Here is a 20667-nt window from a genome sequence, read left to right as displayed (position 1 = left end):
GTCCGCCACCACCGACGCCCCCGCGCCCTCATACTCCCCGTCGCCCACGCCCGACGCCGAACCCGCACCCGACGAAACAACAACGTCGGCCCCAAGGCCCACATAGCGCTTCACCGTGTCCGGGGACGCGGCAACCCGTGGCTCCGAACCAGAGCTCTCTTTGACAACAGCTATACGCATGATCGAACTCAGGAAGTAAGGATGAGGAGGAAGGCGAGGATGGCGAGCAGGCCGAACAGGAATTTCGGTTTGCCGTCCTCGGAGGCGAGCCCGATGGCGGTCACGGCGACGGATGCCAGGGTGCCGATGGTGAACAGGCCCCAATGGCCGTTCGCTCCGCCGAGGGCCAGCGAGAGCATGAAGCAGGCCACGCCCAGCGTGCCGACGAGCGTCATCTTGGTGAAGAGGTGATAGGTACCGGTGTGCTCGGCATAGTCGTTGCCGTCAGCCGTGGCGTATTCAGGCGCTCCGTGATCGGCCATCTCGACCCCTCCAAAGGAATAATCAACGCGAGCATCCGCTTTAACGGAAGACGCCCCTTCCGGCAACGTCACCTCGGCCCCGGCTCAGGCCAGACCCGCGCCCGCGAGCGCGGCGCCTTGACGCGCCGTCACCCCCTCGATCGAGAAGTCGGCGATGGCCTGCTCGAACAGCGCGTGGAAGTTGAGCTCTGCCTTCAGATGCAGGAACACCCCGCCGAGCCCGATGGCGGCGCGGTCCATGAAGACGAACTCGCGCGGCACCCGCACCGGCCCCTTCTCCTTCAGCGCGCGGTGCACGGTGAAGGCCTCGCGCCGGCCGTACTCGCCCGGCGCCACGCCGTCGGCGATGGTGCGCACGCGGTCGTCGAGCAGCGGGCCGTAGATGAAGCGCGCCCAGATGTTGAGCACGTCGATCAGCTCGCGCTTGAGGCCGCGGAACCCCCAGGTCTCGTAGGCGTGCACCACCCGCGCCTCGTCGCCCGCCTGCAGGCCGCGATAGAGGTCGACCACGCCGCCGACGAAGCGGGGCGGGAAGATGCGGATGCAGCCATAGTCGAGCAGGTTGATGCCCGAGGGCTCCCCCGCCTCCTCGAACACGGTGTAGTTGCCCAGATGCGGGTCGCCATGGATCACGCCGAAGCGGCTGAACGGCACCCACCAGGCGGCGAACATGGCGCGCGCCAGCCGGTTGCGGCTCTCCAGAGGCGCCTCGGTGAAGTCGAGCATGCGCCGCCCCTCGAGCCAGTCGAGGGTGAGCAGGCGCCCGGTGGAAAGGTCGGGATGGGTGCGGGGCACGCGCACCGCAGGTTCGTCCGCCAGCATGTGGGCGTAGAGCGCGGCATGGGCCGCCTCGCGGCGATAGTCCAGCTCCTCGCGCACCCGCTCGCCGATCTCCTGCGCGATCTCGCTGGTGTCGATCGCCGGGTCCATGCGCCGATGGATGGCGAAGACGAATTCGAGCTGGCGCAGATCCGCCTCCACGGCGGACTGCATGTCGGGATATTGCAACTTGCAGGCGAGCTCGGTGCCGTCGAGGGCGCGGGCGCGGTGCACCTGGCCGAGCGAGGCGGCGGCGGCCGGCTCCTTGTCGAAGGAGGCGAAGCGCGCCATCCAGTCGGGCCCCAGCTCCGCCATCATGCGCCGCTTGACGAAGGCCCAGCCCATGGGCGGCGCCTGGCTCTGCAGCGTGGCGAGCTCGGCGGCATATTCGGGCGGCAGAGCGTCGGGAATGGTCGCCATGAGCTGGGCGACCTTCATGATCGGCCCCTTCAGCCCGCCGAGCGCGCTCGCCAGCGCCGCCGCATTGCCCCCGCGCCGGCCTTCGAGGCCGAGAAAGCGCGTGCCGGCGATGCGGGCGGCCACCCCGCCCACCTGGGTGCCCACCCGGGCATAGCGGGCCGCGCGGGCGGAAAGGCGGTTGGCTTCGCGGTCGGGTCCGTCGGTCACGATGATCTCGCAGCTACGCGCTCTAGATAGGCCGGGCGCGGCGCCGCGCAAGCGGAGCGGGCCTCACGCCGCGGGGGAACGGAAGAACAGCTTCTGCAGCAGCAGGAGGCCGAGCACGGCGATCGGGGTGAGGAAGTCGGTGTAGAGGATCGGCCCGGCATTGCCGGCGGCCATGTTCCCGGTCTGCGCGATCTGGACGACGTGGCCGACACCGGCGCCGCCGAGGAAGCCGACCATCACCACGCCCACCGCGGCGCGGAACCCGGCCGAGCGCACGAAGGCGCCGATGATGCCGGCGAGGCCGATGCCGAGATTGGCCATGCCGACCTCGAACTGGAACGGGCTGGTCGCCCAGCCGATCGCGGCCGCCGCCTGCTCGGCGAAGAAGACGTGGCCCATGAACGCCCACAGTCCCATCAGCCCGACCGGGAACACGAGGATGTAGCGCAGCAGCTGGTCGATCACCCGCCCGATCGTGATCGGGCGCGGGCCTTTCAGCACCATGTAGATGGCGACGAACAGCGCGGCGCCCCACGCCAGCAGCGGAACCCAGAAGACCATCCCCACCTCCCCCTTGGCTGCCGCCAATGTAGTGCGTTTTCGCGCCGAAAGGGACTGCCGCGCGTGCCGGTCCGATGCCGCTGACCTACCCGCCGCGGGCGATGCGCTCCAGCGCGTCCGCGACCGCGTCGCGGTGCTCGGTCAGCGCCTTGTAGGCAAGCTGGTCCGGGTCGAGCGCTAGGATCTGCTCGCGCAGGGAGGCGGCGAGCTCCCTGCCCTGCGGGTGGCGCCGGAAGGCGCTGAACGGGTCGACATGGATGCGCACGGTGAACAGCATGTCGCCGCTCGCCGGCATGCGGCGCAGGGTCTGCCGCTCGACCCGCACGAAGGCCTCGGGCGCCGGATCGTCCGGGTCGGCGAACCAGTCGCGCGGGCGTTCCTTGGATTCGGGGTGGTGAAGCGCGTCGTCGGGATAGATCGACCAGTTCACCCGCCACACCGGCTGGTCGACCTTCAGATTCTCGAAGATGCGGTTCATCACCCGCGACAGCTTCGCCTGATAGCCCGGCACCGCCTCATGCAGGCCGTCCAGCGTCTGGCCGAAGCGCTCGGCGAGCGACCAGGCGGAGGGAAAGCACAGCACCGCGGCGGTCAGCCGGTAGCCGGCCTCGCCGCGCGTCAGGATCAGAAGGTCGTCGGGGACGATCCGGCCGGCGATCGCCAGCGGCGCCTCGCCCTCATCGTCCAGATCGAAGCTGCGATCCGTCGGCACGACGGTGAGGCGCCGCCCTTCCAGCCGGTAGATCGCCGGCCAGCGCACCACCACATGGTCGACGATGAGCCAGAGCGCCTCGCGCTGCGCGTCCCGGCTCGACGCCTCCTCGCGGAACACGACTTCGCGGCGCTGGTCCAACAGCGCCTCGCGCTCGGCGAGATGCCGGGCGAGATGCGGATCCGGCTCGATCCATTCGTCCAGATCGAGCGGCGCGAGGGCGATGGCGAATGCCTGGCGGGAGCCGTCATAGGGCGTGTGGACGAAGGCAGGAGCCTCCGGCACGGCCGGCTCCGGGCCGGCCTGCTCAGGGTCGCCCTGCATCGGGGCGGGCGCGTCGGGAACGGCGTCGCCCGCCTCGGCGCGGCTCACTCCTCCAGCGCCTCGAGCTCGGCGATCATGCGCTCGATGAGGTTGAGCCCGGTCTGCCAGAACGCCGGGTCGCGCGCGTCGAGCCCGAACGGCTTCAGCAGCTCGGAATGATGCTTGGTGCCGCCCGCCGCCAGCATGGCGAGATAGCGCTCGGCAAAGCCTTCCGCCGCGTTCTCGTAGACCGCGTAGAGCGAGTTCACCAGGCAGTCGCCGAAGGCATAGGCATAGACGTAGAAGGGCGAATGGATGAAGTGGCCGATATAGACCCAGTAGCTCTCATATCCCGGCCCCAGCAGGATGCCGTCGCCCAGGCTCTCTCCCTGCACTTCCATCCAGATCCGGCAGATATGCTCGGCGGTCAGCTCGCCGGACTTGCGCTCGGTGTGGATGCGCCGCTCGAAGGTGTAGAAGGCGATCTGGCGCACCACCGTGTTGATCATGTCCTCGACCTTCGAGGCCAGCATCGCCTTGCGCGCCTTCGGGTCCGGCGCGGCGGCCAGCAGGCGCTGGAAGGTCAGCATCTCGCCGAACACCGAGGCGGTTTCGGCCAGCGTCAGCGGGGTCGGCGCCATCAGCGCCCCGTTCGGCGCCGCCAGCACCTGGTGCACGCCGTGGCCGAGCTCGTGGGCGAGCGTCATCACGTCACGCGGCTTGCCCATGTAGTTGAGCAGCACATAGGGGTGGGCGGAGGGCACGGTGGGATGGGCGAAGGCGCCGGTCGCCTTGCCAGGGCGCACGCCGGCGTCGATCCAGCTACTGTCGAAGAAGGTGCGGGCGATGTCCGCCATGCGCGGGGAGAAGCTGGAATAGGCGCCCAGCACCGTGTCGCGCGCCTCCTCCCAGCCGATCGGCCGGGTCTCGACCTTGGGCAGCGGGGCGTTGCGGTCCCAGAAGTCGAGCCGGTCCTTGCCGAACCACTTGGCCTTCAGCTTGTAGTAGCGGTGCGCGAGGCGCGGATAGGCGTCGTGGACGGAGGACACCAGCGCGTCCACCACCTCGCGCTCGACGCGGTTCGCCAGATGGCGGGAATCGGCGATGTCCTCGAAGCCGCGCCAGCGGTCGGAGATTTCCTTGTCCTTGGCCAGCGTGTTGGTGATGAGGGTGAACAGGCGCAGATTCTGGTTGAACACCTTCGCCAGCGCCTCGGCGGCAAGGCGCCGCTTCTCCTCGTCCGGCTCGGCGAGATAGTTCAGCGTCTGCTCGAGCGGCAGGCTCTGGCCGTCCACTTCGAAGCGCAGGCCGGCGATGGTCTCGTCGAACAGACGGTTCCACGAGCCGCGGCTGGTGACGCCCTTCTCATGGAAGAGCTGCTCGATGCGGTCCTCGAGCTGGTAGGGCTTCTCGGCCCGCACGTCCTCGATCCACGGCCGGTAGCGGGCGAAGGCCGGGCTTGAGAGCGCCGCCTCCATCTTGGCGTCGTCGAGCCGGTTCAGCTCCAGCGTGAAGAACAGCAGATGCGTCGAGGCGTCGGTCAGCTTCTCCTGCACGTCGCCGTAGAACTTGGTGCGCACCGGGTCGGTGGTGTCGCCGGAATAGACGAGCCCGGCATAGGAGTACAGGCGCCCGAGCCGGTCCTCTATCTTCTCGTAGCGCTCGACGATCAGCGCCATCTGCTCGCCGGCATCGGCGCCGTCGAGCACGCCCGCGAGCTTGCCCTTGTAGGCCTCCTCGAATTCGGTGCATTCGGCGCCACAGATGTCGAGGTCGGCCTTCAGCTCCGGGGATTCCATGCCCGGATAGAGATCGGACAGATCCCATTGCGGCAGGTTGCCGAGGCTCACGGCAGCGGCGTCGGGCGAATGGAGGGCGGGGACGGCAAAGCGGAAGGGCATGGTCACTCCGGCGGGAAAAGGCGGCTTGAAGTCACTGATATCGTGCGGGCGGGCGCCCTATCAATCCGCCATACGCATCCGTGTTCCGCCCACGGCTCCCGTTTCCGGCGCCGGCTCGCGCCCTCACGCGGCCACCCGGCGCCGCTTCCCCTGCAATCGCAACCGCTGAAGCCGCACAGAAAACGGGCCGCGCCCGGCTTTCACAGCCACGCGCAGCCCGTCATTCTTGTTGGCTAATCGAACCGGCAGGCGAACCTGCGTCAGTCGAACGCCCGCTCCACCCGCTGCACCGGCGAGTTGCGCCCCTGGTAGAGAGGGGCCGTGAGCGGCTCGAACAGGCCGTTGTGACGGTTGTCCTGGACCTGCTTGCGGCGCACACGCTCGCGCTCCAGCACGTCGCGCTGCTCATAGCTGCCGATCTTCGGCAGCGGCTTGGTCGAAGTGGACGTCGCGTAGGCCGGCACGGAAACGGTGACCGGCAGCGCGAAGGTCGCGGCAAGAACTGCGATGGAAATCGTCTTCGAGATCATGTCTGCCTCCCGTAGAAGTCACGTTGCCCTGACAACGAATAGACCTCGAATTTGTTTCGTGCCGGCTGCGCATCACTGCAATACGGTTCCCCGTGGACAGGGCTCGTGCCGGAGCGGCCATAAACTTGGTCGGCGACGAACACGCAGGCACCTCCACCACGACGAAGGGCGGATTATCTTCCCTTCTCGTACCGTCGACCTATTTGCGATACTGTCATGGTCTCAGCGGACGAAAGGCGGTCCGGCATCTTCAGAATGGGCTCGTGGACGTGCCACGCTCGTGCCGTCATGCCCAGGATATTGATGTCGATCAAACACCGTCGCTGATCTGTGACGTAGGGAAAGGTTTGACGCGCCGGCAGGACTGGAAGTTGAGTGCGCCATGTCGAAGGCTATTCGTGACGCCCTGATCGTCGCCGTTGTCGCCGTCTGCGCCTATCTGCTGGCGCTCGCGACCAATTTTTACGACTTGGTGCATGACTTTCTCGTCGCAAACGAGAACTGGCAGGCCGATGAGATTCTCGTGGCGCTGATCGTCGTCGGCCTGGCGGCAATGGGCTATGCGGTGCTGCGGCTGGTCGACCTCAACGAGGAGATTCGCCGCCGCCGCGAAGCCGAGGAGCGGGCCGAATACGCGGCGTTCCACGACCTCGTCACCGACCTGCCCAATCGCCGCTTCGTGGAGATGAAGCTGGCGGATGTCGTCGCCCGCGAAGGCCGCTTCACCGCCGTCTTCCTGCTCGACATCAACGATTTCAAGCAGGTCAACGACCTTGTCGGCCATCATGGTGGGGACCAGTTCCTCGCCGGTTTCGCGCAGCGCCTGCGCGAGACGGCGCCCGGCGCCCTGATCGCGCGGCACGGTGGCGACGAGTTCGTCGTCGTCTCCGACGTGGCGTGGGAGAACGTGGGCGATCTCGGAGGCCGCATCGCCACCGTCACCCACAAGCCGCAGAACATCGACGGCATCTGCCTTGAGACATCGGCCGCCATCGGTTTCGCGTCCCTATCCGCCGCGGGGGATTTCGCCACCGCGATGCTGCAGGCGGAAATGGCGATGCAGGAGGCCAAGCGCAGGAAATCTTCCGCGCCCTGCGCCTATGACCCGCAGATGGCCGAGAAGCTGGCCGAGCGGCTGCGCATCGAAACCGAGCTGCGCGAAGCCATCGCGAACGATACGCTGATACCCTATTTCCAGCCGCTGGTCCGGCTCAACAACCGCACGGTCTACGGCTTCGAGACGCTGGCGCGCTGGCAGCGGCAGGATGGCAGCTTCGTGCCGCCGGACGTTTTCATCCGCACCGCCGAGAATGCCGGCCTCATCACCGACCTGTCGGACAAGCTGCTGCGCAAGGCCTGCCTGGCGGCGCGCAACTGGCCCGCCAACCTGATCCTCGCCTTCAACATCTCGCCGCGCCAGCTCAGCGACCAGTTCCTCGGCAACCGGCTGCTGCGGATCCTGAAGGAGGTCGACTTCCCGCCGCACCGGATCTCGATCGAGATCACCGAATCTGCGATCATCCGCGACATCGGCGAGACCGTCCGCATTCTCGACCAGTTGCGCGCCGTCGGCGTGCGCATCGCGCTCGACGATTTCGGCACCGGCTATTCGAGCCTCGCCCAGCTCGCCCAGCTTCCCTTAGACAAGATCAAGATCGACCGTCAGTTCACCGCCAATTTCATGGAGAACGACAAGCAGGCCAAGATCGTCCGCTCCCTGCTCGAGCTTGGCCGCGTGCTGGAGATATCGATGCTGGCCGAGGGCGTGGAGACCGACGAGCAGTACCAGATGCTGCGCTCGATGGGCTGCTATCTCGGGCAGGGCTACCTGTTCGGGCGCCCCATGCCGGCGGAGGCGGTCCCCGCCTATCTCAGCGACAGCCAGCGCAATTCCGAGAACGTCTCGCTGGCGAATTGAGGCATCGGCGCGTTGCACACGCCGCGCCGCCCTTCCCTCCGGCTGGCGGAGAGGTTCGCCAGTCGTTCAGCCGCAGGAAAGAGGCCGCGCGGCCTCAATCTGCCCATAGCGCCGGCCGGCCTCGATCGCGAGCCCGGTACCGACGGAGCCGAACGTGTCGCCCTTGACCACGCGCGCTTGCGGCACGCACGCGCAGATCGCCTCCCGCACATGCGACAGGCGGGTCGACCCGCCGGTGAGGAACAGGGCGTCTATGTCGTCGGGTGCGAGGCCCGCCGCGGCCAGGCACGTGGAAATCTGCCGCGCGATGCGCTCGGCAAGCGATCCGGTGTGTTCCACGAGGTCCTCATGGGCGATGCCGACCGACAGCCCCGCCTCCAGCATGGCGAGATCGAGGCTGGTCCGACCCGCTTCCGCCACGCGGATCTTCGCGGCCTCGACATCGAGCGCCAGGCCGTGCCCGCGCTCGTCCTCGATCGCCCTTGCCAGGCGGCGGACCATCTCCGGACGGGCGGCATCGCGTTCGAGCTCGCGGACGGTGCGTGCGGTGCGCCCATCATAGAGCCGGTTGATCGCGGACCAGGTGGCAAGGTCCTGATAGATGCCGGCCGGCATCGAAAGGCCCTCGCGCTTCAACGCGCTGCCGTGGCCGAGCAGGGGCATGACCATCGAGAGGGAAAGGCGGCGATCGAAATCCGTCCCGCCGATGCGCACGCCCTCATTCGCCAGGATGTCGGACGCGCGATCCGCCTCGCCCGACCGTGCCCGGCAAATGCGGACGATGGAAAAGTCGGACGTGCCGCCGCCGATATCGGCAATCAGCGCCAGTTCCTCTCCCTCGACCTGCCGCTCATAGTCGAGACTGGCGGCAATGGGCTCGAACTGAAACGAGATGTCCCGGAAGCCGATGTCGCGGGCAATGGCACCGAGCACGTCCTGCGCGCGGGCATCCCCCGCCGCGTCATCGTCGACGAAATGCACCGGGCGACCGAGCACGACGCGTGTCAGCTCCTCTCCTACGGAGCGCTCGCCCCGCGCCTTCACCTCCGCGAGATAGGCGGCGATCACGCCGCGGAAGCTGAGCCGGACACGGCCGACGGCGGTCGTCTCGTCCACCAGCGAGGTGCCGAGCACCGATTTGAGGGCGCGCATCAGGCGCCCGTGCTCGCCGCCGACATAGGCCGCCATCGCCGCTCGCCCGACCATCGGCGTGCCCGTCCGCGGAAAGAAGATGGCACTCGGCAGCGTATCCGCTCCGTCCTCCAGCGCCACCAGTCGCGGTCCGTCCCTTCCCATGGCGCCGAGCGTCGTGTTGGAAGTGCCGAAATCGAGGCCACAGGCGGTCATGGGACCTCCTTGCAGGGTGCGGGCTTGGAAGGGGACGGGCTTGCTAGCTCATGGTGCGCTGCAGCACAAGCGACAGGTTCCGCCATCGCCGGCGATCCGGGCGGAGCCGTGGGGTGTTCCGTTCGCCGCCCGCGGACCTCGCCGGCTGCCGCCACGAACCGCCACGCGCGTGCACCGGGGGTTAGCGTCGCCGGTCCCATGGTTTAATGGTCGCTTAACCGCCACCTGCCGACGCTCGATGATCCCCTTCGGATCGAAGACGCTATATGGATCGCGATCTGCACCTCACCCCAATGGACCGTCTGCGCCCGGGTCGCCCCCGGTCTCGGCCCCGTGGTGCGGTTGGAAGCCTGGCGAGCTTGAGGGCGGGCGGGTTGTCCGCAGCCCCATATCGCGCATGGCTGATCGTGGTTGCTACCGCCCTGATGGCGGTCATGAGCGCCATGCCCGCGCCGGCTTTCGGGGCGCCGGCCGAACTGCCGTATTTTGTGTCCCTCAAGAGCAGCATCACCAACGTCCGTGTCGGACCCGGCTTCTCCTACCCGGTCAAATGGGTGTTCAAGCGCGCCCGATGGCCTGTCGAGGTGGTCTATCGCTATGGGAACTGGCGGCGCATTCGCGATAATACGGGCGCCGTGGGCTGGATCCACGCGGTCATGCTTTCGGATCGCCGCTTTGCCGCCATTCGGGTGCGGGGTGGAAAGCTGGTCGATCTGCGAGAAGCCGCCAGCTCGAAGGCGCAACTGCTTGCCCGGTTGGAAGCAAATGTCCTTGTGCGTCCGACCAGCTGCCGCCAGGGCTGGTGCCATGTCCAGGTCGTAGGGCATGGGCTGGAAGGCTTCGTCCCCGAAATTCGCCTCTGGGGCGTATACCCGGCAGAGATATTCTAGCGTCGGGAAACGTTACCTGCGTGGAAGCTCAGGAAGGAACCACCCGTGAAGTCCGGCAGCTCGACGGTGGTGATCTACGCCGCCCTGGCAGGCAATCTCGCCATCGCCGCCACCAAGTTCGTCGCCTCGTGGTGGACGGGGTCGAGCGCGATGTTCAGCGAGGCGCTTCACTCGCTCGTCGATACCAGCAATCAGGGCCTGCTGCTGTTCGGTCTCCACCGTTCCGCCCGCCCCGCGACCCGCAAGCATCCGTTCGGACACGGCATGGAGATCTACTTCTGGGCGTTGGTGGTCGCGCTCATGATCTTCGCCCTGGGCGGCGCCGTGTCGATCTATGAGGGCGTCATTCGCCTGACGGCACCCGAGCCGATACGCGATCCGTGGATAAACTTCGCCGTGCTCGGCATCAGCTTTGCCATAGAAGCGGCCACCCTTCGCGTCGCCTGGCGCGAGTTGCGGCAGAGCCAGCCGGCAAAGCCCATCATGGACGCCTTGCGAGGCAGCAAGGACCCGAGCATTTTCTCGATCTTCTGCGAGGATGCCGCCGCACTGCTCGGCCTCGGCCTTGCCGCCGTCGGGCTCGCGCTGGACTACGCTCTCGACGAGCCGCGTTTCGACGCCGCCGCCTCGATAGCCATCGGGCTGGTTCTCGTGCTTACGGCCGTTTTCCTCGCCCGCGAAACGCTGAGCCTGATGACCGGCGAAAGTGCCTCCTCCGAGGTCCTCGAGGAAGTCAGTTCCGTGCTCGATCGCGATCCCCGGATCCTGAAGGTCGAGGAGGTGCTGAGCATGCATCTCGGCCCATCGGACATACTGCTCGGCATCTCGATCGATTTCCGGGACGATATGACCAGCGACGACATAGAGGCGGCCGTGTGGGATCTGAGCGCCCGGCTTCGCGAAAGAGAGCCTTCCATCCGCAGGATCTTCGTGCGGCCGGTCCGCCGCTCGCCGACGCCCCGCGCTGCAACGACGTCGTAGAGCCTCGGCGCGCTCGCGAAGAGCAGCCTGACCCGCTCCATAGCCCATCTATGACCAGACCACGTCCGCCGATCTCGGGCCTCGGCTGCTGCGTCTCTGATTGCCCACGAATCCGGCATGCGCTCATATCCAAGGCAAAACCCCACCATATAACCGGCCCCGCGGCATCGATTGAGCGTTCGTTACATGAGAATGGACTGATTTCCATCGTATAATGGACCGATTTTCTTTGCATTGAGATTACGCGAGGTGAGATGGCATCATAATGCCGTGTCATATTACGGTCGCTTGACTGCCCAGTTTTCTGACAGTTAACTTCATCCCAACGACTGATGAGCCTTTCCACCTTCCTTCCGGAGGAAAATATTATGAGCAGAATTGTCGTCGAGCAGGATGGCGTAAAGCGCAGGACAAGCGGCTCGTTTTTCAGAGGCTCCACAACGAATTTCTACCCGAACGATCAGTCGTTGAAGAAGAATTATGCGATCGATCAATATATGACTCACGGCTTTATGCCGAAAAGCGGATTTGTCACCAAGAGCACGCCCATAGTTGCTTTCGGTTCATGCTTCGCGGCCAACATCAGCAATTATCTTCACGATCGCGGCTTCAATATTCTTACGAAGAAGGCCAGCAAGGCCTATGTGACCCAGATGGGCGATGGCATGGTGCACACCTACGCCATTCGCCAGCAGTTCGAATGGGCCTGGCTGAACAAGACGCCGTCGCTCGATCTCTGGCACGGCTACAGCGCTGAGGAGTTCGGCTACAGCGAAGCGGCCCGCGCCGATACGAAGGAGCTGTTCGATACGGCCGAGGTCTTCGTCATCACGCTCGGCTTGAGCGAGATCTGGTACGACGAGCCGACGGGCGAGGTGTTTTGGCGCGCCATTCCCAAGGACCGTTACGACCCTGAGCGCCACAAGTTTCGGGTGGCGACGCACGCGGAGACGCTGGCCAACATCAAGGCCATCCACGAGCTCATTCGTTACTTCCGGCCCGAAGCGACGATCATCTTCACGGTGTCGCCGATCCCCCTCACGGCGACGTTCCGCCCGGTCGCGTGCCTGTCCGCCAATGCCGTCTCCAAGGCGACGATCCGCTCGGCCGTCGACGAATTCATGCTCGAGACCGCCCCGGCGGACGATCGGCTGTTCTATTTCCCGAGCTACGACATCGTCATGTACGCCTTCAACAACCAGTGGACCGAGGACAGGCGGCACGTCTATCGGCACATCCTCAACTTCAACATGAAGATATTCGAGCATTATTATTGCGATCCGGCCTTGCCCAAGGCGGATCTGCAAGCCGCGCTGGACAAGGCGCAACGGCTCGACAAGCTGATCGGCACGCTCGGCCACGCCGCCGTCGCCATGAAGGAGAAGACCGAGGTCGAGGTGGAGGCCAGCCCCGAAGCCAAGCGCGAGGAGCGCCGCCTTCAGCGCAAGCAGGCGCGCATCCAGGAGCGTGTGGCCCAGAGAATCGCCGCCGTCTCCGCCCGCAGGGCGGCGGCGCGTGCTGAAAAGGCGACCGCCGTCGCGGCCGAATGATCCGAGGCATGTAGTGTGGCCTTCCATCGTCGGGCCCTCTCCCTGATCGGGAGGGGGCTCTCCTTTTATTGGGCGTTGATGATCTGCCAGATCGGTGTGGCCGCGGCCGACTCCCGGCCGATCTGGCAGATATCCGGCTATGGCCAGAGCCTGTCGATCGGCGTGCTGGGCACCCCGGCGGTGACGACCCGGCCGAGCTTCGGCAGCCTCATGTTCGCGCAGGGCATCCGACCGCCGGTCGACGGCCACGTCCAGCTCGATGCGCTGGTGCCGCTGGTCGAGGCGGACGATCACAGCCGCGGGGAGACTGGCATTGCCGCCGCGGCCGATATGTTCGTGCGGACCTTTTCGCGGTTGAAGGGGGTGGAGCCGGGCCAGCTGGACGCCACCCTGCTCGGCTCGAGCGCGGGGCGCGCCGGCGCCCGCCTCGTCGGCCTGTTGCCGGACACGGGCAACTACCGCCGGCTGCTGCAGATGATCCGCGCGGGAAAAGCGCTGTCTGCCGCGCAGGGGCGCCCCTATCTCTACCTCGCCACCCTCTGGTCGCATGGGGAGACCGACCAGCTGCGCGGCACCTCGGGCGCCGCCTACGCCTCCAAGCTGGCCCTGCTCACCGAAGCGATTACGGCGGATGCCCGCCGCATCTCCGGGCAGGAATGGTCGCCGCCCTTGCTCGCCTACCAGCCGGCCAGCCAGCTCGCCTATCTCGCCCGGGGGAAACCCGAAACGCCGTTCCGCCCGGAAATCGCCCTGGCGATAAGGAGCGCCGCGCATTCAAATCCCGACATCTTCTGCGTTCTTCCGCTCTACATCGGTGATTTTCGCGACGACATCCACGCGACCAACCTCACCTATCAGGAGATCGGCAAATATTACGGCCGCGCCCTGGCGAAGCTGGTCCATGCCCGGATGGCGCACGCGCCCGTGCCGCCTCTTGCGCTGGACCTCGCGAACGCAAGCTGGAGCGCCGACGGCGTTCGCCTGCGTTTTGCGGTGCCGCATGGCCCGCTGGCGTTCGACACGCAATGGGTCGCCGCCGCCCCGAATATGGGTTTCGACCTGTGGACGGCGGACGAGCAGCTCATTCCCGACGCCATCGCCGGCGTGACCATCGTGGCACCCGACGAGGTGCGCATCTCCTTTGCGCGGCCCGTGCCGAGCGGAAGTCAGCTGACCTATGCGTTCGGCCGCCCGGGTGACCCCGCACGGGGCGGCCGCGAATATGGCCCGCGGGGCAATCTGCGCGACAGCGAGGGCGATGACGACCGCTACACGGACGCCGCGGGAACAACGCGCCGCCTCGACAACTGGGCCCTGATCTTCGAGGTCGCGAAGCCCTGAGGGTAGATCAGGGGCGCGTGATCCCCGTCATGATCGACCAAGGGATGTGGGTAGAAACCGCCGCCGTGCCCGCCATGGCCAAGACGGCGATTTCCCCGACCATCTCTAGCGTCTTGGCGTCACTTCACTGGCAGCGGAACTCGCTGATCTGGCGATCCGCTGCCTGCTTGCGCTTCCAATCCGAGAACTTGTCGCGCTGGTGCAGACAGGTGCCCTGGCGCTTCCAGGGTTTACACAGCAGACACCCGGCGCGGCCCGACTTGGGACGCTTGCGCTTGAAGTTCATGTTTGCCTCCGGTCATTCCCGGTGCGCCCCTATGGCGCACGGTCATGATCCGGTAGGCGAGTGCCTGTTCTGTCATGTGGGCACGCTATCACGAAAAAGGCCGCCGCTCGTAGGGGTGGTCGGCCCTCGCCTCCCGGCGAATCTGTAAAGCGATCTCTGGCGAAATCAGCCGAAGGCAGGCGTCGGGAAGTGTCGCCGCCGCTTATGTTGCGCGATGCCGCCGCGGTGCACATGGCCGAGGATGGCGTTCCGATGGAAGAAATCGCGCAATTCCTCGGACATTCGAACGTCGCGATCACCCGAAAGGCGTATGCGCGATTCTCGCCGGGCTGCCTGCACAAGGCGTCGACGTCACTCGAATGCGGCATCGACTGGGTCAGGTGAACCGCGGGAAAAAAGTATTTCGATGCCGTAAGGCGCTGGTATTGTTTATTTGGAATGGTGGGCGCGACAGGGATTGAACCTGTGACCCCTACGATGTCAACGTAGTGCTCTCCCGCTGAGCTACGCGCCCATTCCGTTTCCCGCGAGTGCCGTCCTTTCGGCGCCGGCCTCGTCGGGCGGGGCTCCCCTATATCGAGAAGCCCGATGCCGCGCAAGTGACCCCGGAAGGTCGCGTGCGGCTGCCCCCAGCCTTTGTCCCCGCCTCGGGCCTCAGGCCGCCAGCATCTTGCCGACCTCGTTGACGAGATCGCGCAGGTGGAAGGGCTTCGAAAGCACCTTGGCGTCTTTCGGGGCCTGGCTATCAGCGTTCAGCGCCACGGCGGCGAAGCCGGTGATGAACATCACCTTGATGTCCGGGTCGAGCTCGGTGGCGCGGCGCGCCAGCTCGATGCCGTCCATCTCCGGCATGACGATGTCGGTGAGCAGCAGTTCGAACGGCTCCTCGCGGAGCCGGTCATAGGCCGAGCGGCCATTGTCGAACGAGACGACTTCATAGCCCGCCTTCTGCAGCGCGCTCACGAGGAAACGCCGCATGTCGTTGTCGTCTTCGGCGAGCAGGATCTTCAGCATCCCTTGCACCTTGGTCTGATTCGGCTATCCGCGGGGCTGGGCCACCGCCTTTCCCCCTTCGGTACTCCCGGTGCTCTTAGCACATCGTGAATCGGGGCGGGATCATGGCATTCTTAACCGCGCCGCTTCAACTCGCCCGCCTCTCGGCGACGTGTTCACCTCGCCTGCCCGGCCGTGCATTGAGGCGTTCCGTGACCGGGGCGGCCATGCTAGACAGGCGGGATTGACGGCGGGATGAGCGTGGCGCGTGCCCACGTGCCGGATCAAGAGTGGGTTCGTGCTGGTCTGACAGAATGATGGCCGTCATCGCAGATATGGTCGATCCGACCTTCGAGATCGTGGAGCCGGCAAGGCTCTCTGCCCCATTCCTGTTCAATTCGCCCCATAGCGGCGTGATCTACCCCCGCGCCTTCGTCGAGCAGTCGCGCCTGCCGCTGCAGACGCTGCGGCGCTCGGAGGACACGCTGGTCGACGCGCTGTTCCGCGATGTCACCCAGTCCGGCATGGCGTTCATGCGCGCGCATTTCCCGCGCTGCTATCTCGACCTCAACCGCGAGCCCTATGAGCTCGACCCGCGCATGTTCGAGGGCCGCCTGCCCGCCTTCGCCAATACGCGCTCGATGCGGGTCTCGGGCGGCCTCGGCACCATCGCGCGCATCGTCGGCGAGGCGCAGGAGATCTATGCGCGGCGCATTCCGATCGACGACGCGATCGTGCGCATCGAGACGCTCTACAAGCCCTATCACCGGGCACTGCGCCAGCGCATGGTGCAGATGCAGCGCGCATTCGGCGTCGCCGTGCTGGTCGACTGCCACTCCATGCCCTCCGGCTGCCATCGGGACGAGCGCTCGCGCGTCGACATGGTCATCGGCGACCGCTACGGCACGAGTTGCGCGCCGGTGCTGCCCGACATCATGGAGACCGAGCTGCGCCGGCGCGGCTATTCGGTGGTTCGCAACAAGCCCTATGCCGGCGGTTTCATCACCGAGCATTACGGCAACCCCGCCTCGGGCATGCACGCGCTCCAGATCGAGATCAACCGCGCGCTCTACATGGACGAGCCCACTTACCAGGCGTCCGAACGCTTCGACGCGCTGCGCCAGGACCTTCTGGATGTGGCGCAGGCGCTTTCGCGCATCGCGCAGATCGAGCTCGCGCCGGCCCGCCACGCTGCCGAATAGCGTTGCTGCACAACGCTTTGCCGACATCATTTCAAAAATCTTATTGCCTGATGCAAAATGAGGCATAACAGCCTTGCATTTTGAGCATGAGGGCTATACGAATTCTGCACGCTCGGATCGGGCGGACGCTTCCCCACCTCTCTGGAGGTCATAACCGCGAAGACGCGGAGCGGGCGAGCGCCTCTGACCCTGAGTCGCCCTTCTTGGGTGTCGGGACCACGAAACGGGAACCGGGAAAAGGCGGACATGAACCGCCCGCGGTCATCCTGAGGTCCGGCACAAAAGAAAGAGGCCGCTCGCGCAAAGCGGGAGCGGCCCAAGTCTAGGGAGGAAACGCCCAAGGAGGGCTGTACGAAGCGACGCCAATCGCTGCGTACGAACAGGAAGATGTATGTGCATTGCGGAATAATCAAGGCACGCGCGTCATTTTCTGGCATACCAAATACACCTAGCGACGCAGTGTGACTTTAATGTCGCGTTTCTGACCGCGAAAAGGCTGCCGTCCTTCGTCCTGGAGGATGGCAGGCACCCCGGCGCCATGGGGTCGAGGACATGGCGCCAGGTGCGTTCCCCTTATCCGCCCCCTTCCCTTCATCGATTCGTATCTGCGCCGCGGCTTGCGGCCGGAACCGCTTGCTTTTAAGCCGTTTGCGCGGGATCTCGCGGGAGCGGACGCCACTGCGCCCGGGTTCTGCCGAGCGCAATAGCCCTGAGCTGAGGCGTGCCTTGGCGGATCGGCGATCGAAGCCGGCGCAGTTGGCCGATGGCGGGCGGTGGTTGAGCCGCTCGCCCCTTGAGCGAAGCGTCTCCCGTCACGCGTAGGTCACCCATTCTCCTCGCGCATGCCTCATCGAGCGAATGTACCACCCTAAATGAGCTGGCAGCGCCGACTCGCCACGGATCGGCCGGGACGCGCCCAGGCGAGACTGCGCGAGCAGACGGTATCAGGCCACGTTTCTGGAGATTGCTCGACGCGTCGCCGGCGGCGGCGCCTCCCCACTGCACGGACGCCATGGCCCGAAAAGAAAGAGGCCGCTCGCGCAAAGCGGGAGCGGCCCAAGTCTAGGGAGGAAACGCCCAAGGAGGGCATACGGAAGCGAGACGCCAATCAAGCTTCCGCAGTGCGATATGTATAGCTGTGCAACGCACAAAAGGCAAGCTGAGAAACGAAAGAAGCGAAACCAGACGGCGGAATGAGAGGCGCGAATAAATCAATTCGCGCCCGGTGCGCGCATCCGGAGCCGAGCACAGCAGAAATGAATCGGCCTTGAGCTGACCTTGGGGCACTTCGCCGGCATGCCTACGCCGCCCCGTTCCGCGCGTCCGAAAGAGCGCAGGCGAAAAACCCTGACTTTCCAGCGGGGTGCCAAAAAAGAAAGGGGCCGCTCACGTTGCCGGAGCGGCCCAAGTCTAGGGAGGAAACGCCCAAGGAGGGCAGCGGGAGGGCAACGCCAATCGCCCTGCCGCGCTGCAATAATATGGCAGCTTCACTTCCCGATAGCAATGGGAGTCAGTGCCTAATCCTTGGTCTTGCTGGAATAGCAGCCATGCGCGCCACGCGGGACGCGACGCAGGGAGAGATGGGTGGCCGATACGGCGAAATTGAGGAGCGTCCCTCATTATGCGCCCTTCGCCACGTCCCGCGTCGCCTTCCCCTCCCCTTATCTCCACGCCGTCGTTGCCGAGCCCGGCGCCGCCCGATATGGCTTGGCCGGCCCAGCTCCGCGTCGCCGGGACGGGGCCGCGATGTGAAATCGACCGGAGCGTTGACATGAGTGCGGTGGACTTCGAGAGCTTCGTGCACGAGCTGGCCAATGTCTCGGGGCAGGCCATCCTGCCGTTTTTCCGCACCGCGCTCGGGGTGGAGGACAAGAGCCGCGGCACGGCTTTCGATCCTGTCACCGCCGCCGACCGCGCCGCCGAGCAGGCAATGCGCACGCTGATCCGCCGCACCTTCCCCTCGCACGGCGTGCGCGGCGAGGAATTCCCGGACGACAGCCCGGACGCCGACTTCGTCTGGATCCTCGACCCGATCGACGGCACCAAGTCCTTCATCGCCGGCCTGCCGGCCTGGGGCACGCTAATCGGCCTGTGCCGCGAGGGCCGGCCCTGCTACGGCATGATGCACCAGCCCTTCATCCGCGAGCGCTTCTACGGCGACGGCGCGAGCGCGCGCTATCGCGGGCCGGCGGGCGAGCGGCGCCTCGCCGTGCGTGCCTGCGCGGGGCTCGAGGAAGCGATCATGCTCACCACCAGCCCGCTGCTGATGAACGAGGCCGACCGCGCCCGCTATGTCGAGGTGGAGCGCCGCGTGCGCCTTCCGCGCTATGGCGGCGACTGCTACGCCTATTGCATGGTCGCCGCCGGCCATGTCGACCTCGTGGTCGAGACAAACCTCAAGCCCTACGACATCCTGCCTCTTGTGCCGATCATCGAAGGCGCGGGCGGTGTCGTCACGAGCTGGGAAGGCGAGAGCGACCTCTCTTCCGGCCGCGTCGTCGTCGCCGGCGACAGGCGCGTGCACGAGGCCGCGCTCAAGGTGCTGCAGAACGCCTGAACGAGACGCCTGAACAGGTCGCCCGGATCAGCCGCCCGGATCAGCCACCACTGCCGGGAATGAAGGCATCGAAGGCGGCGAAGAGCGGCTCGCGATAGACGTCGCGCTCCTGCAGCAGTTCGTGCCGCGCGCCGGGAATCACCAGATGAGCGCCGGCGATCAGCCGCGTGCCCAGATGCTCGATGGCCGGCGTCGAGACGATGCTGTCCGCCCCCGCCGCCACCATCAGCAGCGGCTGGCGGATCTTCCGCGCGGTCGCCGGGTCGGTCAGCGTGTCCATGAGCTGGAACGCCGCCCGCACCCAGCCGATGGTCGGCGGGCCGACATCGAGGCCGGGCTGTTCCATGGTGATGGTGAGGTTGCGGGCGAAGCGCATCGGGTCCGAGGTGAGGCGGTTGCCCTCGAAATGCACCTCGTCGAGCCGCACCTTGCGCCCGCGCGGCACGTAGAAGCTCGACATGCCCACGCCCGCGCAGAGCCGCGCCATGCGCCGCGCCGCCACGTCGTGCTTCAGCAGCGACAGGTCGAGCATAGGTGCGACCAGCATCATCCGGTCGAACCAGCGCCGCCCGTGCCGGGCCGCGTCGAGCAGGATCGCCGAGCCCATGGAATGGGCGAGCGCGAAATAGGGCGGCGGGCAGTCGGGCAGCACGATCTGGCGCATGAAGGCCTGCAGATCGTTCTGGTACTCGTCGAACGAGCCGACATGGCCCTTCATCGGGTTGCGCAGCAGGCGCTGCGAGCCGCCCTGCCCGCGCCAGTCCATCGCCGCGACGGCGAAGCCCCGCCGCGTCAGGTCGCGCACCGTCTCGAAATACTTCTCGATCTTCTCGGTGCGGCCGGGAAACAGGCACACAGTGCCGTGCTTCACGCTCGCCGGCCGCCAGCGCGCGAAGCGGAGCTGCACGCCGTCCTGCGTCGTCACGCCGCCGCACACCGCACCCTCGGGCACGGGATTGTCCATGGTGGCATAGAGGAACATGGCGGGTTGCGGGCTTCTCGTTATAAGCGGGAACGGTGGAGGCGGCTTATACCGCAGTGCGTGGGCGCCACAAGGCGCCGCCGGCCCGGCAGGCCGCCCGGCGGCTCAATAGCGCTTGTCGCCGTAGCCGATCACCTTCATGCCGCTGATGGCGCCGGAGGTGCTGTCGACCACCACCTGAACGCGCTCGCCGCGCGGGCCGTTGGCCTCGAGCAGGATGGTCGGGCCGCGCCGCCGGATCACCGAGACATTGGTGAAGCCGCGTGCCCGCAGCATGCGCGCCGCCCCCTCGCCGTCGACGCCGGGCCCGCTGCCGCGCGCGGGCGGGGCGTCATAGGGCGCGAAGGGGCCGGGAGGCGGGCTCATCCGCTGGGCGAACGCGGTCCCGCTTCCGGCAACCACGAGCAGGCACAGCGCGGCGCCGGCCATGGCCCCGAAACCTGGCCATACCCTGCGCCAATATCCCAATAAGGACGCAATACGATGCGTCGACACCTCCACGACCTCCCCTCCCCCGCCTGGGGGAGCCAGCTACCGCCTTTTCCCGCAGCCTTTTCCTAGCCCCACGGCACTGAACGCGCGCCGAGCCGGGCGTTCATCGCCCGTTCATCTTCCGCCGTCCGTCGCCGCATGCGCGCCTCTTGCGCGGCGCCGGGCGCTTCCTATCTCCCATTCGTACCGGCCA

Annotated in this window: 19 protein-coding genes, 1 tRNA gene and 1 pseudogene; 8 read left to right on the top strand and 13 right to left on the bottom strand. The window is 66.4% G+C overall.

The features are described 5' to 3' along the window. The 7 genes and pseudogenes from NVS83_RS17185 to NVS83_RS17155 all read right to left on the bottom strand — a co-directional run. Positions 1-180, bottom strand: a pseudogene (locus tag NVS83_RS17185) (NAD(P)(+) transhydrogenase (Re/Si-specific) subunit alpha); the annotation flags it as partial. An 8-nt stretch (positions 181-188) separates the two neighbouring features. Beyond that, on the bottom strand, positions 189-482 hold the full coding sequence (locus NVS83_RS17180) for an aa3-type cytochrome c oxidase subunit IV (RefSeq protein WP_258734467.1): 294 nt from the start codon (positions 480-482) through the stop codon (positions 189-191). 84 nt (positions 483-566) lie between these two features. After that, the gene (locus NVS83_RS17175; protein WP_374115080.1) at positions 567-1928 is read right to left on the bottom strand and encodes an ABC1 kinase family protein; all 1362 of its coding nucleotides are present in this window, start codon (positions 1926-1928) and stop codon (positions 567-569) included. 63 nt (positions 1929-1991) lie between these two features. Then, a complete protein-coding gene (locus NVS83_RS17170; RefSeq protein WP_258740389.1) occupies positions 1992-2489 on the bottom strand; it encodes a DUF6790 family protein in 498 nt (165 codons plus the stop codon). 85 nt (positions 2490-2574) lie between these two features. Then, complete coding sequence (locus tag NVS83_RS17165; RefSeq protein WP_258740388.1) at positions 2575-3573, bottom strand: heme-dependent oxidative N-demethylase family protein; 999 nt, start codon at positions 3571-3573, stop codon at positions 2575-2577. Then, complete coding sequence (locus NVS83_RS17160; protein ID WP_258740387.1) at positions 3570-5405, bottom strand: M3 family oligoendopeptidase; 1836 nt, start codon at positions 5403-5405, stop codon at positions 3570-3572. The genes NVS83_RS17165 and NVS83_RS17160 overlap by 4 nt, the downstream gene beginning before the upstream one ends. Before the next feature lie 260 nt (positions 5406-5665). Next, the gene (locus NVS83_RS17155) at positions 5666-5935 is read right to left on the bottom strand and encodes a hypothetical protein (protein ID WP_258734471.1); all 270 of its coding nucleotides are present in this window, start codon (positions 5933-5935) and stop codon (positions 5666-5668) included. 382 nt (positions 5936-6317) lie between these two features. Between NVS83_RS17155 and NVS83_RS17150 the strand changes: the two genes are divergently transcribed. Beyond that, positions 6318-7853, top strand: a complete 1536-nt coding sequence (locus NVS83_RS17150; protein WP_258740386.1) for a putative bifunctional diguanylate cyclase/phosphodiesterase — start codon at positions 6318-6320, stop codon at positions 7851-7853. 66 nt (positions 7854-7919) lie between these two features. On the opposite strand, the gene NVS83_RS17145 is transcribed toward NVS83_RS17150, so the two are convergent. Then, entirely contained in the window at positions 7920-9200 is a 1281-nt protein-coding gene (locus tag NVS83_RS17145) for an Hsp70 family protein (protein WP_258740385.1), read from the bottom strand. Between the two features lie 434 nt (positions 9201-9634). Between NVS83_RS17145 and NVS83_RS17140 the strand changes: the two genes are divergently transcribed. The 4 genes from NVS83_RS17140 (at position 9635) to NVS83_RS17125 (ending at position 13962) form a co-directional block, all read left to right on the top strand. After that, positions 9635-10090, top strand: coding sequence for an SH3 domain-containing protein (locus tag NVS83_RS17140; RefSeq protein WP_258740383.1), 456 nt, complete (start codon positions 9635-9637; stop codon positions 10088-10090). A gap of 45 nt (positions 10091-10135) precedes the next feature. Further along, positions 10136-11071, top strand: coding sequence for a cation diffusion facilitator family transporter (locus NVS83_RS17135; RefSeq protein ID WP_258740382.1), 936 nt, complete (start codon positions 10136-10138; stop codon positions 11069-11071). Positions 11072-11439: 368 nt separating this feature from the next. Further along, on the top strand, positions 11440-12621 hold the full coding sequence (locus NVS83_RS17130) for a GSCFA domain-containing protein (RefSeq protein WP_258740381.1): 1182 nt from the start codon (positions 11440-11442) through the stop codon (positions 12619-12621). A 15-nt stretch (positions 12622-12636) separates the two neighbouring features. Beyond that, the gene (locus NVS83_RS17125; protein WP_258740380.1) at positions 12637-13962 is read left to right on the top strand and encodes a hypothetical protein; all 1326 of its coding nucleotides are present in this window, start codon (positions 12637-12639) and stop codon (positions 13960-13962) included. A 124-nt stretch (positions 13963-14086) separates the two neighbouring features. On the opposite strand, the gene NVS83_RS17120 is transcribed toward NVS83_RS17125, so the two are convergent. Further along, positions 14087-14248: a hypothetical protein gene (locus NVS83_RS17120; protein WP_258740379.1), complete on the bottom strand. Its 162-nt coding sequence runs from the start codon at positions 14246-14248 to the stop codon at positions 14087-14089. Positions 14249-14308: 60 nt separating this feature from the next. Between NVS83_RS17120 and NVS83_RS23475 the strand changes: the two genes are divergently transcribed. Continuing rightward, positions 14309-14632, top strand: coding sequence for a tyrosine-type recombinase/integrase (locus NVS83_RS23475; RefSeq protein ID WP_309486212.1), 324 nt, complete (start codon positions 14309-14311; stop codon positions 14630-14632). Between the two features lie 55 nt (positions 14633-14687). Here NVS83_RS23475 and NVS83_RS17110 read toward each other — a convergent pair. Next, a tRNA-Val gene (locus NVS83_RS17110) sits at positions 14688-14762 on the bottom strand. 140 nt (positions 14763-14902) lie between these two features. Further along, entirely contained in the window at positions 14903-15262 is a 360-nt protein-coding gene (gene cpdR / locus NVS83_RS17105; RefSeq protein ID WP_258734479.1) for a cell cycle two-component system response regulator CpdR, read from the bottom strand. Positions 15263-15555: 293 nt separating this feature from the next. Between cpdR and NVS83_RS17100 the strand changes: the two genes are divergently transcribed. Continuing rightward, complete coding sequence (locus tag NVS83_RS17100) at positions 15556-16443, top strand: N-formylglutamate amidohydrolase (protein WP_258740377.1); 888 nt, start codon at positions 15556-15558, stop codon at positions 16441-16443. A 1771-nt stretch (positions 16444-18214) separates the two neighbouring features. Continuing rightward, positions 18215-19000 (top strand): histidinol-phosphatase, encoded by a 786-nt coding sequence (gene hisN, locus NVS83_RS17095; RefSeq protein WP_258740376.1) that lies wholly within the window; start codon positions 18215-18217, stop codon positions 18998-19000. A 40-nt stretch (positions 19001-19040) separates the two neighbouring features. Here the strand turns inward: hisN and NVS83_RS17090 are convergent, their stop codons facing one another. Continuing rightward, positions 19041-19982, bottom strand: a complete 942-nt coding sequence (locus tag NVS83_RS17090; RefSeq protein ID WP_258734482.1) for an alpha/beta fold hydrolase — start codon at positions 19980-19982, stop codon at positions 19041-19043. A 105-nt stretch (positions 19983-20087) separates the two neighbouring features. Next, positions 20088-20411 (bottom strand): hypothetical protein, encoded by a 324-nt coding sequence (locus NVS83_RS17085; protein ID WP_258740375.1) that lies wholly within the window; start codon positions 20409-20411, stop codon positions 20088-20090. Between the last annotated feature and the right edge of the window lie 256 nt (positions 20412-20667).

Origin of the sequence: Ancylobacter mangrovi, from assembly GCF_024752335.1 — a bacterium.
In the GTDB taxonomy this organism is placed as follows: Bacteria; Pseudomonadota; Alphaproteobacteria; order Rhizobiales; family Xanthobacteraceae; genus Ancylobacter; species Ancylobacter mangrovi.
The sequence above is the reverse complement of the archived record's forward strand: the minus strand, read 5'-3'. Positions and strand labels throughout refer to the sequence as shown.